2 protein-coding genes are annotated in these 870 nt (G+C 67.1%); both read left to right on the forward strand.

Annotated elements, in window-relative coordinates:
• A partial coding sequence (locus A5652_RS10380; RefSeq protein WP_156745261.1) for a fructose-bisphosphatase class II occupies positions 1–271 on the forward strand: 271 nt, incomplete at its 5' end.
• A gap of 25 nt (positions 272–296) precedes the next feature.
• On the forward strand, positions 297–870 hold a 574-nt coding region (locus tag A5652_RS10385; protein WP_255361826.1), incomplete at its 3' end, for a lyase family protein.

The raw sequence follows: 870 nt of genomic DNA on the forward strand, positions 1-870 counted from the left end.
CGACGCCGGCTACGACCTCGACAAGGTGTTGACCACCGAGGATCTGGTGTCCGGCGAGAACGTCTTCTTCTGCGCCACCGGCGTCACCGACGGCGACCTGCTCAAGGGCGTGCAGTACTACCCCGGCGGCTGCACCACCCAGTCGATCGTCATGCGGTCGAAGTCGGGAACGGTCCGGATGATCGAGGCCTACCACCGGCTTTCGAAACTCAACGAGTACTCCGCCATCGACTTCACCGGCGATACCTCCGCCGCCTATCCCCTGCCCTGACCACCGAGAGCGAGGACGCCACTCAATGGCCGCTGACGAAACCGAGTACCGCATCGAGCACGACACCATGGGCGAGGTCCGGGTGCCCGCAAAAGCGTTGTGGCGCGCCCAGACTCAGCGCGCGGTCGAGAACTTCCCGATCTCCGGTCGCGGCCTGGAGCGCACCCAGATCCGCGCGCTGGGCTTGCTGAAGGGCGCCTGCGCGCAGGTCAACAAGGACCTCGGGTTGCTGGCCCCCGAGAAGGCCGACGCGATCATCGCCGCGGCGGCTGAGATCGCCGACGGCCAGCACGACGACCAGTTCCCCATCGACGTCTTCCAGACCGGTTCGGGCACCAGCTCCAACATGAACACCAACGAGGTGATCGCCAGCATCGCGGCCGCCAACGGCGTGACGGTGCACCCCAACGACGACGTCAACATGTCGCAGTCGTCGAACGACACCTTCCCCACCGCAACCCATATCGCCGCCACCGAGGCCGCCGTGCGTCACCTCATCCCGGCGCTCGAGGTGCTGCACGACGCCCTGGCCGGCAAGGCCCGCGAGTGGCACACCGTGGTCAAGTCCGGCCGCACTCACCTGATGGACGCCGTCCCGG

The sequence above is a fragment of the Mycobacterium sp. 1165178.9 genome, assembly GCF_001673555.1.
Classification (GTDB): domain Bacteria; phylum Actinomycetota; class Actinomycetes; order Mycobacteriales; family Mycobacteriaceae; genus Mycobacterium.